The 14,069-nt window shown below is 38.8% G+C and carries 11 protein-coding genes; 5 read left to right on the forward strand and 6 right to left on the reverse strand.

Annotated features, from left to right (window positions below):
• Positions 1-40: 40 nt before the first annotated feature.
• On the forward strand, positions 41-1,000 hold the full coding sequence (locus tag LC418_RS10250) for a Fic family protein (protein ID WP_223559018.1): 960 nt from the start codon (positions 41-43) through the stop codon (positions 998-1,000).
• Positions 1,001-1,392: 392 nt separating this feature from the next.
• Here LC418_RS10250 and LC418_RS10255 read toward each other — a convergent pair whose 3' ends face one another.
• The 5 genes from LC418_RS10255 to LC418_RS10275 all read right to left on the reverse strand — a co-directional run bounded on the left by LC418_RS10255 (position 1,393) and on the right by LC418_RS10275 (position 7,486).
• A complete protein-coding gene (locus LC418_RS10255; protein WP_223559019.1) occupies positions 1,393-3,654 on the reverse strand; it encodes a glycoside hydrolase family 3 C-terminal domain-containing protein in 2,262 nt (753 codons plus the stop codon).
• A gap of 233 nt (positions 3,655-3,887) precedes the next feature.
• Positions 3,888-4,706, reverse strand: coding sequence for a methionine ABC transporter substrate-binding lipoprotein MetQ (gene metQ / locus LC418_RS10260; protein WP_223559020.1), 819 nt, complete (start codon positions 4,704-4,706; stop codon positions 3,888-3,890).
• Positions 4,707-4,791: 85 nt separating this feature from the next.
• Positions 4,792-5,448, reverse strand: coding sequence for a methionine ABC transporter permease MetI (gene metI / locus LC418_RS10265; protein WP_223559021.1), 657 nt, complete (start codon positions 5,446-5,448; stop codon positions 4,792-4,794).
• Entirely contained in the window at positions 5,441-6,469 is a 1,029-nt protein-coding gene (locus LC418_RS10270) for a methionine ABC transporter ATP-binding protein (protein ID WP_223559022.1), read from the reverse strand. The genes metI and LC418_RS10270 overlap by 8 nt, the downstream gene beginning before the upstream one ends.
• Positions 6,470-6,490: 21 nt before the next feature.
• Entirely contained in the window at positions 6,491-7,486 is a 996-nt protein-coding gene (locus LC418_RS10275; RefSeq protein WP_223559023.1) for an EamA family transporter, read from the reverse strand.
• Between the two features lie 504 nt (positions 7,487-7,990).
• Between LC418_RS10275 and LC418_RS10280 the strand changes: the two genes are divergently transcribed.
• The gene (locus LC418_RS10280; RefSeq protein WP_223559024.1) at positions 7,991-10,114 is read left to right on the forward strand and encodes a type IA DNA topoisomerase; all 2,124 of its coding nucleotides are present in this window, start codon (positions 7,991-7,993) and stop codon (positions 10,112-10,114) included.
• A gap of 2 nt (positions 10,115-10,116) precedes the next feature.
• Here LC418_RS10280 and LC418_RS10285 read toward each other — a convergent pair whose 3' ends face one another.
• Positions 10,117-10,539: a hypothetical protein gene (locus tag LC418_RS10285; RefSeq protein WP_223559025.1), complete on the reverse strand. Its 423-nt coding sequence runs from the start codon at positions 10,537-10,539 to the stop codon at positions 10,117-10,119.
• 311 nt (positions 10,540-10,850) lie between these two features.
• Between LC418_RS10285 and LC418_RS10290 the strand changes: the two genes are divergently transcribed.
• From LC418_RS10290 to LC418_RS10300, 3 genes are all read left to right on the forward strand, one after another.
• Positions 10,851-11,273 (forward strand): PaaI family thioesterase, encoded by a 423-nt coding sequence (locus LC418_RS10290; protein WP_223559026.1) that lies wholly within the window; start codon positions 10,851-10,853, stop codon positions 11,271-11,273.
• 112 nt (positions 11,274-11,385) lie between these two features.
• Positions 11,386-11,730, forward strand: coding sequence for a phage holin family protein (locus LC418_RS10295; protein ID WP_111954513.1), 345 nt, complete (start codon positions 11,386-11,388; stop codon positions 11,728-11,730).
• Between the two features lie 265 nt (positions 11,731-11,995).
• Positions 11,996-13,990, forward strand: coding sequence for a S9 family peptidase (locus LC418_RS10300; RefSeq protein WP_223559027.1), 1,995 nt, complete (start codon positions 11,996-11,998; stop codon positions 13,988-13,990).
• Positions 13,991-14,069: the final 79 nt, after the last annotated feature.

A 14,069-nucleotide genomic window follows, 5' to 3' on the forward strand; every position in this document is an offset into this window, starting at 1 on the left:
ATTTTATATCTTTGATACTATCAAATGATACTATCAAGTTTTGAAACCGCCATATACTATTACCGATAAAATTTTATCATTAGTTGCTTCTATATCTGAAAAGATTGGAGAGATTAATGCCCATCATCTTTATAAACCAACAACAGAACTGCGTAAAAAGAACCGTATTAAAACGATCCAGTCTTCATTAGAAATTGAAGGGAATACGCTGACCGAGGAACAGATAACGGCATTACTGGATAATAAGCGAATCATTGCGCCATTGAAAGATATTCAGGAAGTACAGAATGCTATTGAAGTGTATGCTAGCTTAAAACAGTTTAATCCTGCCAATATTAAAGATCTGGAAAAGGCTCATGCTGTTTTAATGAAAGATCTGATAGATAAGGCTGGAAAATTAAGGACTTCCAATGTAGGAATAGTCAAAGGCTCTAAAGTGGAACATATTGCTCCCTCCGGAAAAATGGTAAAAGGTCTGATGAATGATCTTTTTCAATATTTAAAGAAGGATCCTGAACTTGTCTTAATAAAAAGCTGTGTTTTTCATTATGAATTTGAATTTATCCACCCCTTTTTAGATGGTAACGGAAGAATGGGAAGATTATGGCAGACCTTAATTCTGATGCAGCAGTATCCTGTATTTGAATACCTTCCGGTAGAAAGCCTTATTAAGAAGAATCAAAAGGAATATTACAATAAACTTTCAGAATCCGATAAAAAAGGAAATTCTACTCCCTTTGTTGAATTTATGCTGGGAATTATTTTAGAAGCTCTTCAGGAGGTTTTGCAATCTCAGAATATCAATTTAACGACAAAAGACAGGATACTAATCTTTAGGGAAAAAGTAAAGGGCGAAAATTTCAGCAGGAAAGATTATCTCCAATATTTTAAAAATATTTCAGCACCTACAGCCAGCAGGGATTTAAAATGGGCTGTAGAACAGGGGATTTTAGAAAAATACGGAGAGCAGAGACTGACTGAATATCAGTTCAAAGGTTAAGGTGGCTTACGTTTAAAATGCTGACGAAGGAATTGAGTAGAAAAAAGAAACTAAAAAAATAAGTAGCTCTTTCAATCTGTAGTACCGACCAATCATTGACCTAAGAAACTGGAGCGTAAAGAAAATGAAATCTGTGAACGTAAAGAAAACTCTTTTGTCTGAGTGCGGGACAAAATAAGATTCTAAACATAGAGCGCTACCGCACGAGTTTTAGAGTTTTTAGAGAACAGATTTCATTTTTAGCGGAAGATTCTAAGTTATCCAAAATAATATCCATAAACATCTGTGTACATCTGTGAAATCTGTGGTTAAAAAACAACCATAAAAGACACTTTAAACAAAAAGCAGATTCCTTAGAACCTGCCTCGATATTTAAAATATATTAATAAAAATTATTTCAATGTAAACTTCACCTTCGTCTTAATCGCATCCGAAGAATTTCCAATCTGCGCCTCAAAATCTCCAGGCTCAGCCGTCCATTCGTGCCTGTCTGCATCAAAATAACTCAACGCTGTTTTATCAATCGTGAAAGTCACTTCCTTCTGCTCACCGGGATTTAGATATACCTTTTCGAAACCTTTCAGTTCCTTTGCAGGACGTGGTACAGAAGCTTTATTATCACTGATGTATAACTGGGCTACTTCAGCACCGGCTTTCTTTCCTGTATTCTTTACAGTCACGGTGAATGTGATCTTATCGTCCTGAGATATCACTTTTTTATCAGCAGAAGCCTTTCCAAACTCAAATGTAGTGTAGCTCAATCCATGCCCGAAGCTGAACAAAGGCTTGATTTTCTTCGTATCATGCCAACGATAGCCTACAAAAACACCCTCATTATAAGTAATATTGATCGGGTTTTTCTGATCTTTTCCTTTTCCGGCCGCCAGTTCATCTTTTTGTCCGGGATATTCTCCCAACTGATGGGCTGAATTATCTTCCAGCTTCATAGGAAAAGTAAACGGAAGTTTTCCCGACGGGTTTGCATCACCAGCCAATACAGAAGCGATAGAATTTCCGGCCTCGGAACCAAGATACCAGGACTGTACAACAGAAGGAACTTCTTTAATCCATGGCATAGCCACCGCGTTTCCGGAAACCAGAACAACTGCAAGATTTTTATTCGCTTTTGCTAATGCAGAAATCAAATTGTCCTGATTGTAGGGAAGTCCGTAACTTTTTCTGTCGTTCCCTTCACTGTCCTGGAAGTCAGACTTATTCAATCCTCCTACGAAAATCACATAGTCGGATTTTTTGGCTAATTCTACAGCTTCGTTCAATAATTCAGCTGCAGAACGGTCATCTTTCAGGTCCTGTCCGGATTTTACCCCGTTATATTCTCCGCCGATGTCACCTACATAACCCCTTGCATACTGTACATCAGCCTGCTTTCCAAACCTGAATTTGATTCCGTCTAATGGAAGGGTTTCATATTTTACTTTTAAAGAAGAAGATCCGCCGCCAACCGTCATAATTTTGATGGCATTTTCACCGATAACGGCAATTTTTTTAGCTTTATTAATATCGATAGGAAGTATATTTCCCTGATTTTTCAGCAAAACAATTCCTTCTTCGCCAATCTCTTTGGCTACGGCTTTATGTTCTTCAGAAGCAATATTTCCGAAAGGTTTATTCCTGTTCATCGTAGTTTTGTAGGCTAAACGAAGCAATCTGGTTACTTTATCGTCAAGTTCCTGTGTTCCTACTTTTCCAGCTTTGATGAGGTCTAAATAAGGTTTTGCTAAATAATAATTGTCGTAAGCATTTTTAGTTCCGGCAGAAAGTCCGTTCGTCCAGCTCCCGAATTCAAGATCCAGTCCGTTGTGGATAGCCTGTTCCGTATTGTTGACCGCTCCCCAGTCCGATACTACAACGCCTTTATAGCCCCATTCTTTTTTCAGAATGTCATTTAAAAGATATTGATTCTGGCTGGCATACTGATTTTTGTACATGTCATAAGCACCCATGATCGTCCAGGAATCCCCTTCCGTTACCGCTGCTTTGAAAGGTGGAAGATAGATTTCATAAAGCGCCCTGTCATCTACATTAACATTGCTTGTATGACGGAACATTTCCTGGTTGTTCAGAGCAAAATGCTTCACGGAAGTCGCTACACCATTGGATTGCACCCCCTGGATGTACGGAACTACCATTTTTGAAGTTAAATAAGGATCCTCACCCATATATTCGAAGTTTCTTCCGTTCAAAGGTGTTCTGTAGATATTGACACCGGGTCCCAGAAGAATATCTTTTTTCCTGTATCGGGCTTCTTCGCCCAGAGCTTTTCCGTAATTCCAGGACATTTTTTTGTTCCATGTTGCAGAAAGCGCAGTGAGGGCGGGGTAGGCAATGATAGAGTCATTCGTCCAACCGGCCTGGTCCCATTCGTCCCACATCACTTCCGGACGTACCCCGTGAGGACCGTCTGTGGTCCAGAATTCAGGAATTCCCAGTCTTGGAACGCCGGGTGAACTGAATTTGGACTGTGCATGCAGCATAGCCACCTTTTCTTCTACGGTCATTCTCGAAAGAGCATCCTGAATACGCTGCTCTACAGGTTTTGATTCATCTAAATAAACGGGTTGAGTATGATTCTGAGCCATATATGAAGCGGCAATAAAAGTGAGTAAACTTACAATGGCGGTTTTTTTGAACATAAAATGCCTTTTTATTGATTAACAACAAAAGTAAGTAAAATTTTTATTATCTCAAATTGAGAAAATAAATTTTAATCAATAAATTTTTTTGATCTCGGGCTTCGAAATTTGAGGATAGGAGTTTTAGAGTTTGGGGGTATGGGTTTCGTATTCCGAGGTTTTGAGCTCTAAACCTCTCTGGCTCTTAAACCCCAGTAACCGTAACAAATTCATCACCAATTACTCATTACTGATCACTCATGATCCTCCCATCCCTTTACAGCGCCACCTTTAAAAATCTCATCAGCTTTTTTGGCCACTTCATCAGACTGGTAAGCTTTTACAAAGTTTTTAACTTTAGCAGAATTTTTATTGTCATGCGTGGCAACGATAACATTCACATAAGGTGAGTCTTTATCCTCGCTGAAGATACCCTGTTTAGCAGGATCTAATCCAGCTTGTGATGCAAAATTATTGTTGATAATCGCGATAACTACTTCTTTGTCGTCCAAAACTCTTGGAAGTTGTGGAGCTTCAATCTCTAGGATTTTAAGCTGCTTAGGATTTTCGGTGATATCGGTAACTTTTGGCAGTAATCCTGTTCCTTCTTTCAGTTTTAAAAGTCCGTTTTTCTGAAGAAGAAGGAGGGAGCGTCCTTCGTTGGTGGGGTCATTGGGAATCACAATTGTACTCCCGTTCTGAAGCTGGCTGATTGTTCTGATCTTTTTTGAATAAGCTACAATAGGATACACAAAAGTATTTCCTACCACAGCCAGTTTATAGCCTCTCTGCTTCGACTGCTCGTTCAGGTAAGGAACATGCTGGAAAGCATTGGCTTCAATATCGCCGTTGTTCAAAGCCTCATTAGGGATCACATAATCATTGAAGGGAATCAGCTCCACATTAAGATTGTATTTTTCCTTGGCTACTTTTTTAGCAGCTTCGGCAATTTCCAGCTCCGGGCCGTAAGTAATTCCTACCACGATATGATTCGGATCATCTTTCTTTCCTGAACATGCGTTGAATACGAGAAGTCCAGCCGCTAAAACGGCTATGATTTTTATCTTTTTCATTAGATTTTTTTATCATTAAGGTGGCTGAGGCACTCGAAGCCACCTTTAATTATTAGAATTATATTTTAAATTTCCGGTTTTTGACTTACCTGTGATCAAATTTTTTAGCCAATCTATCTCCCGCAAACTGAATAATAAACACCAGTGCTACCAACAGCACTAATACCACGTTCATAATCACAGCATCATAACCGATGTAACCGTATTGATATCCGATCTGTCCCAGTCCACCGGCTCCCAAAGCTCCACCCATTGCAGAATAACCCACCAAAGTGATCAGGGTGATCGCTGCATTGTTGATCAGGGAAGGAAGCGCTTCAGGAAGCAATACTTTCCGGATAATCTGCAAAGGGGATGCACCCAAAGCTCTGGCTGTTTCTATCAAACCATGCGGAACCTCAAGAAGGCTGTTTTCCACCAGTCTGGCAATAAACGGAGCTGCTCCGACACTTAATGGAACCAAAGCAGCATTCATACCGATGGAAGTTCCAATGATTGCCCTTGTAAAAGGGATCATCCAGACAATTAAAATAATAAAAGGAATAGACCGGAAAATATTAACCAGAATAGAAATAACCCTGTAATAAATTTTGTTTTCCAGCAGCTGTCCTTTTCTTGTTAAAAACAATAAAATTCCTACCGGAAGGCCTAAAACAAATCCAAAAAATCCTGAAACAAACGTCATATAAACCGTCTCCCAAAGTCCCTTTCCCAAAAGAGCAATTACCGAGTCACTAAGCATATCCTTTTACTGTATTTTGAATTTTATTCTGGTTAAAATAATAGATCGCTTTCTGGTTTTCTTCGGTTTCACCCTGCAGCTGAAGCAGAAGTTTTCCGAAATTAGAGTCACCGAGATATTCTACATCGGCTTTCAGAAGTCGGTAAGGTATTTTGTATTGATCATAAAGCGTTGAAAGCAGTTTTTCAACACTGATATGTTCATTGAGTTCTATTTCAACCAGCGGAAATAAACCGTCTTGCGGCTCTTTCTGAAGTTTTTTATTGAGTTCCTGAGGAATCGTCATGATATCTGAATTTATAAATTGTCGGATCACCGGATTTTCTTTATCCGAGATGATCTCGCTTAATGTTCCTTTTGCTAATAATTTTCCTTTGTCTATAACCGCCACATGATTGCAAACGGCCTTGATGACTTCCATTTCATGCGTGATGAGCAGGATGGTGATGCCAAGCCTTTGGTTAATATCCCTCAAAAGCTGCAGAATAGACTGTGTGGTTGCCGGATCCAGCGCACTTGTGGCTTCGTCACAAAGAAGGAGGTAAGGATCATTCGCTAAAGCCCTTGCGATGGCTACTCTTTGCTTCTGCCCTCCGGAAAGGCTTTTGGGGTAATCATTGGCCTTTTCTTCCAGTCCTACGATCTTCAGCAGTTCATTTACTTTTCTCTTAATCTCATCTTTACTGATGTGATCCAGTTCTAATGAAAGCGCTACATTATCAAAAACAGTTCTCGATGAAAGCAGGTTAAAATGCTGGAAGATCATCCCTATTTTCTTTCTTTCACCTGCCAGTTGTTTTGAACTTAGCGTAGTGAAATCCCTTCCGTTGATGATGATCTGGCCTTCATCAGGTCTTTCCAGAAGATTCACGGTACGGATCAATGTACTTTTTCCTGCGCCGGAAAACCCGATGATTCCAACAATATCTCCTTTTTCAACACTGAGGCTTACCTGATCCAGTGCTTTGAAAGACTGCTTTTTTTGATGAAATGTCTTTGAAATGTTTTTGATTTCTATCATTTTTAATGTCTAGTTTTAATTTTAAATAGGCTGATACGGTGGTGATGTCTTATTGAAAAACCGTTTCAGTCTTCTTATCTTCACTTTTGATCTTTTTGAAAGTCTGAAGTACTTAGTTACATTGGTGAGCAAAACTCCCACTAAGATCACGGATAATCCGTAGAGCTGACTTCCGTTAATAGTCTGTCCGGCTACGATCCAGCCTGCCAATACGGTAACAATAGGGTTGATATAAGTATGTGTACTTACCAAAGCTGCAGGTTTTACGGAAAGCAGCCATATGTAAGATAAATAAGCGACTATCGATCCGAAGAACACCAGGAACAGAACACCAGCCCATGCCGATACCGGAACATTGGAGAATGAAAAACCATGCCATTCTTTTCTGAATGCAGCAATAATAAATGCGGCAACACCTGCTGTGATAAGCTGCTGTGCTATATTCATAAACGTAGACTGTGAGGCCGGATTTTTCTTTGAATATAAAGATCCCAAAACCCAGGCCACAGAACTTAATGCCAGTACAATAAATGCGGTGATTCGAAGGTTTCCGTCTGTTGCTGCATGGTGTGCACTGGAAACGCTTCCGTTCAGGAATAAGATTAAGCCTACAAATCCAATAATTAGACCTATTGGGATGAATTTATCTGAAAAATAATACTTCCAGTTTTTCTTATCAATAGCAATAAACCAGAATGGTCCCGTTGCAATGGCAATCGCTGCTTCAGAAGCCGATACATACTGCTCGCCCCAGGCGACAAGACCGGTTCCACCAGTAAGAATAAGGATTCCTGTGATGGCATTCTTTTTCCAGTTGATGAGGGAATTGGCTTTTTCACCTTTAGCCAGCAGCCAGCCTATCATCAGAATCCCTGCCGCCAGGAAACGGAATCCGGAAAGAATAAAAGGAGGAAACCCTTTAAGACCGAATGAAATGGCGAGGAATGTAATTCCCCAAATCACGTAAATATTGATAAATGCCACCGGCACCAGCCAGCTGTTTTTAGAAGTGCTCATTCTGTATGTTTTTTGTGTGATGTGTATTAAAATAAAAAGGCCCTACAACGTGGTAAGGCCTTTAGAATATGTAATATAAAAATAAGGTCAGCCACGGGATTTCTGATGCATAGGCATACAGCTGCACATCATCATAGTTTTGATGGTCTGTTTCTTCACTGATTGATGTTTAAATCCTTGTATCATTTTGTTTTTCTTTTCCTGAATACGGTTGCAAATATAGGACATATATTTTTATTAGTCCACTAAAACAATAGACTTTTTAATGTTTTTTGTTTTATGAATTTTTAATCAATTGTTTTTCAATGAATTAATTTATTTTAAGTTTTGTTAATATTCATAGATAATAAACTTTTTTATTGCTTAATTCTACTTAGATTATTAAAGAAAGACGTTTAACCATTATTTTTCTATACCCTCAACAAGTCGCTACAACTCCGAACTAAATTAGCAAAATCCAAAAAAAATCCCGACTTTTGTCCCCCTTCAATAATTCCGAAATTCATGAAACTTTGTATTGCCGAAAAGCCCAGTGTTGCCAGAGATATCGCCAAAGTATTAGGTGCTACCACGCCTAAACAGGGCTATATGGAAGGTAACGGATACTGTGTGACATGGACGTTCGGGCACCTTTGCACCTTAAAGGAACCTCACGATTATGGCCCTCAATACAAATCTTGGAATTTGTTTTTGTTACCTATAATTCCAGCCAGTTTTGGGATCAAATTAATCCCTAACAAAGGCGTGGAAAACCAGTTCAAAGTCATTGAAAGATTGGTGGAAGAATGTGATGAGGTCATTAACTGTGGTGATGCCGGGCAGGAAGGAGAGCTGATCCAGAGATGGGTTTTGCAGAAAGCAAAATGTAATAAACCCGTTCAGCGTTTATGGATCTCGTCCCTTACCGAAGAAGCAATTAAAGAAGGTTTTGAGAACCTGAAACCGGCTGAAGAGTATAAAAACCTTTACCTCGCAGGAAATGCAAGAGCGATTGGTGACTGGTTGCTGGGAATTAATGCGACGAGGTTATTTACCAAGAAGTTTGGCGGTAATAAAGCTGTTCTTTCCATCGGGAGAGTGCAGACACCAACTTTGGCCATGCTGGTTCAGCGTCAGAAAGAGATTGATGCATTCAATACCGAGGAATATTGGGAACTTAAAACCAAATACCGTGATGTTATTTTCAATGCAGCGATCGACAGGTTGAAAACTTTAGACCGTGCAGAGAAAGGTTTGGAATATCTTAAAGTCAATCCTTTTGAAATTGTCTCTTTTGAAATTAAAGAAGGAAAAGAAAAAAATCCCAGACTTTTTGATTTGACGGGACTTCAGGTAGAAGCCAACAAAAAATATGGTTACTCCGCAGAGAGTACATTAAATTATATCCAGAGTCTGTACGAAAAAAAGCATGTGACTTATCCGCGTGTGGATACCACTTATTTATCTGAAAGTCTGTATCCTAAAATTGAAGGAATCCTTCGGAAAATGCATTTTTATCAGGATCTGGTTTCCCCGTTACTGGAAGGACCTATTCCTAAGTCAAAAGCAGTTTTTGATGATGCAAAAGTGACCGATCACCACGCGATTATCCCTACAGAAGTTCCGCCTTCTCAAAACCTGAGCAGGGAAGAGAAGTTAGTGTATGACCTGATTGCAAAACGTTTTATCTCTGTTTTTTATCCTGAATGTAAAATTTCCAATACATTAGTAGAAGGAAAAGTAGGAACTATTCCTTTCAAAACCAGTGGAAGACAGGTACTGGAACCGGGATGGAGAGCGGTTTATGCAAAAGAACCTAAAGAAGAATCCACAGATAAAGAAAAAGAGAAGGAAGAAGAACAGACCATCCCTGAATTTACCGTTGGGGAAACCGGACCTCACGATCCAATGATCCACCAGGGAAAGACGACACCACCAAAACCTTACACCGAAGCAACTCTACTGAGGGCGATGGAAACTGCCGGAAAACAGGTAGAGGACGAAGAATTACGTGAGCTTCTGAAGAATAACGGGATCGGAAGACCGTCTACCCGTGCCAATATCATTGAAACCCTTTTCAAAAGAAAGTATATTGAGAAGAAAAGGAAAAATCTGATTGCCACTCAAACCGGAATTCAGCTGATTGATACTATTGAAGACGAACTGCTAAAAAGTCCCGAGTTAACCGGAGAATGGGAGTCAAAACTTCGTAAAATTGAAAGCGGTGAATATGAAGCCAACCAGTTTAAGGAAGAGCTGATTCAGATGGTGACGGAACTGACCGAAAAAGTGGTGTATGGAAAAGGGAAAGTGATTACATTGTACGAAGAAAAAGAAGAAGTCAAAGAAAAGAAAAAACGCGAACCTGCCGTAAAAAAAGAGCTTCAGTCCTGGGAAGAAACCAAATGTCCGAAATGTAAAGAACATCACCTGATCAAAGGAAAAGCAGCTGTTGGTTGTTCCGATTTCAAGAATTGTGGTTTCAAAATTACTTTTGATATTTTCGGTAAGAAATTATCAGATAAACAGCTTTTAGATCTTGTTTTAAAAGGTAAAACTTCAAAACTGAAAGGTTTCACTACCCATTCGGAAGCATTGACAGAGGGAATTTTAGCACTTGGAGAAGATTTCCATGTACAGCTTTCTTAAATTTAACGGAATAATTTATCGTACCAGCCACTGATGTCTTTTTTGATAGCATCATGGTATTTGCATAAGATCTGTGCCAGTTCCAGCTCGGACCTTTCAGATTTGTAAGAATTTAAGGTCAGATAACCGAAAAAATTACCATCCTGATCAACAATGGCAGGAGGATATGAAGCATAATTGCTCCACGGAGAATATGTACTGTATGAACTTCCATAGTTTCCGGAACCGTTCCATATGGATTTTGAGCCGAGCACATTTCCATAATCACTGTAGGAATTCCAGATCGAATTTTTATCAAAAGTATCGCAATTTAAGCATCCAAGATATTGATCCTGATTGGAACCGCCGTACAGATGTAATGTCTGGGCCTGAAAAATACAACAAACTAGAAGGCCTAAAAATGTGAAGATCTTTGTTGTGGTCATACGGATACTATTTACTGCAAAGCTACTATAAACCCTATTATTTAACCACAAAAGTCACAAAAGTTTTTAATTCATTGAATACTTAATTTCAAAAGTTTTTACCGTTCTGAAAACAAGTATATAAGGAGGAAATCAAAGATTTTCATAGAAACTTAAGTGTACTCTTATGCACAATGTATTTAACTTAAAAGCCTAAGTGTTTAAAAACTTGTTGAAATTTCATTAGTAAGAAGCAAACTTGTTTCAAATTTTCTGGCATTTCTAAAAACATTTGTGTACTTTGTGTTCACATTCAGATTAAATAAATATTCATGACTCCGGAAAAAAAGAAACTCATGACAGACAGCTTCGGCCGCTCAGAAACATTGAAATTTTACAATGCCGAACTGTTGGAGGTAGACACCGATTTCGTCTCGATCAAAATTCCTAAAATGGAAATGATGACCCGGAAAGCCGGAATGTTCAATGGAGCTATGATCGCTTCTCTGGTGGATGTTTCTTCAGGATATGCATCGGTAAGCCATTATAAAGATGATTGTTATGTAGTGACTGTTGAACTGAAGGTGAACTATCTTCGTCCTGCAATGGGAGATGCCCTCATATCGAGGTCATATGTTGTAAAAGGGGGTGCAAAAATCATTGTGGTAAGAACTGAAATTTATGTTCTTGATGAAAATACAGGTTCGGAAAGCCATGTGGCCACTTCATTGGTAACCATGATGAGGATCAAATAAATAGAAAACGTAACCAAAAAATATCCAGTAAATAAAGGGATTACCAGCTTTTTTTAGGGTTAAATGGAACAGGATTTGCAACGTAAATAACATAACATTAAAAAATAATAATATGAACTTAATTATCAGGCTGTTCATTACAGCAATCGTTGCCTACCTTTTGACTAAGGTGCTTCCGGGTGTACATTTCGAAGGATTTTCTTCGGCCATTATTTTTGCCATCGTATTGGGGGTATTAAATATTTTTGTAAAGCCTATTTTGGGACTTTTAGGTCTTCCGCTTACGATCATTACATTGGGATTATTTGCTTTAGTGATCAATGCATTGATTATTCTGATCGCAGATTATTTTATAGACAGTATGGTGGTAGACGGCTTCTGGTGGGCACTTATTTTCAGTGTGCTGCTGTCCTTTGTAACTTCACTGGCCAATTCCATGTTTTCAGATGGAGATTAATTAATCCACTATTAGATACAATACTAGGTCTGCTGTTTTTACGGCAGACTTTTTTATTGCTTTGAATACGATGAAGAAGTATCATTTGGGACCGTATTGTCATTTCTGGAAATATTTAGACTGAAAGCAGGATAAATCAAAACTTTAATGTTAATTCTTTCGTTCATTTTTATTTTAAATACTAACTTTGGCCATCTTTGAATTAAATAAAAGGAGTTGTGAAATCAGTACGATTAATAATTCCGTTAAAAATGAATATCAACATATGAAACTTAAGTACAGTCTGCTGGCTCTGGCAGCTCCGCTCTTAATGAATGCACAACAGTTAATGACGCCTGAAATTCTTTGGACTTTGAAAAAAGTAGGAGTACAGGCCGTTTCACCGGATCAGTCTTCATTGATCTATAAAGTAGGACAGGTAGATCTGAAAACAGAAAAGACAAAAAATGAGAACTACTTTCTCAACGTTCTTAATAACCAGTCTTCCAAAATAGATTTCGGTAAAAAAGCCCTTATTCAGTGGGATAAAAACGGGATTTATGCACAGGAAGGAGATAAGATTTTTCTTTCAAAAGACAACGGAAAAACCTGGTCTGAATTTTACACCATTGGAGAAGTTGATAACATTGTGATCTCTCCCGATGGTAAAAAAATTGCGTTCAGCAAACAGGTTCTGGTAGAAAAACTAATGGGGAAAGACAAATACAGCGATACCCCTAAAACGACAGCCCAGGTATATACGGATCTGAACCACAGACACTGGGATTATTTCAATGAAGGAAAATACAACCATGTATTTGTAGTCAATACCACGGATAAAGCAGAATCTGCAAAAGATCTTTTGGATGGTAAAACATGGGATTCTCCTCAAAGACCTTTCGGAGGAGCAGAAGATTTTATCTGGAGTCCGGATTCCTCTCAGCTTTTATACGTTACCAAACCTAAAAGCGGAAAAGAATATGCTACAAGCACCAACACAGATATTTTTGCTTACGACCTTGCTTCAGGAATAACAAAGAATTTAACCGAATCCAATAAAGGGTATGATGTTAATCCAAAATTCAGTCCGGACGGAAAATCACTGGTTTGGCAAAGTATGGCCAGAGATGGTTATGAAGCCGATAAAAATGATATAAAGATCATGGACTGGAAATCTGGCAAAACTACGAATCTTACTGCCGGATGGGATGAAAGTGTTTCAGGAGATGTATTCTGGAGCGGTGATTCAAAAGCCATTTATTTTACAGCAGCATTCAGAGGTACAAAGCAGCTTTTCTCTTTAGATCCTAAGTCAGCAAAAGTACAGCAGATTACAAAAGGTGATTTCGATGTCAATGAGATCTTTACCGACAATAAATCTTCACTTTTAGTAGGAAGAACAGACATAAATCATGCAACGGAATTATTCTCCGTCAATCTGAAAAACGGTGAAATGAAGCAGGTGACCGAAGTCAACAAAGATACTTATGCTAAGTTGACCCAAGGTAAATCTGAACTTAAGATGGTGAAAACATCAGACGGCAAAGAGATGGGGATTTGGTTCCATTATCCACCGAATTTTGATCCCAATAAAAAATATCCTACATTGGTATATTGCCAGGGAGGTCCGCAATCTGCACTGACTCAGTATTTCAGTACAAGATGGAATTTCTCTTTAATGGCAGCCAACGGATATATCATTGTTGCCCCAAACAGAAGAGGAATGCCGGGATGGGGAACAAAATGGAATGAAGATATTTCTAAAGACTGGGGCGGACAGCCGATGAGAGATTATCTGGCAGCAACAGATTTCGCAAAAACTTTACCTTATGTAGATGGCGAAAGAGTAGCCGCAGTAGGAGCGAGCTACGGAGGATACAGTGTATTTATGTTGGCTGGAATCCATGAAAACAGATTTAAAACATTCATCGCACATGATGGATTGTTCGACATGAAATCATGGTACCTTACTACAGAAGAGCTTTGGTTTGCGAACTGGGACCTTGGTTCTCCATGGGAAAAACCACTTCCAAAGGCATACACAGAATTCAATCCAAGCAATTTTGTTGAAAAATGGAACAAGCCTATTATGATTGTTCAGGGAGGAATCGATTTCCGTGTACCTTACGAGCAGGGGCAGGAAGCTTTCCAGGCAGCCAAGTTAAGAGGATTGAAATCTAAATTAGTTTACTTTCCGAACGAAAACCACTGGGTACTTCATCCGCAAAACGGATTGGTATGGCAGAGAGAATTCTTCGACTGGCTGAAGGAAACTTTGTAATGAAAATATAAATGAATAAACGAAAATATTAATTTTCAATGTTCAAAATTCAATAAGAGCGGGCTTTAGCCCGCTTTTT

Origin of the sequence: Chryseobacterium lathyri, from assembly GCF_019970085.1 — a bacterium.
Taxonomy (GTDB): domain Bacteria; phylum Bacteroidota; class Bacteroidia; order Flavobacteriales; family Weeksellaceae; genus Chryseobacterium; species Chryseobacterium lathyri.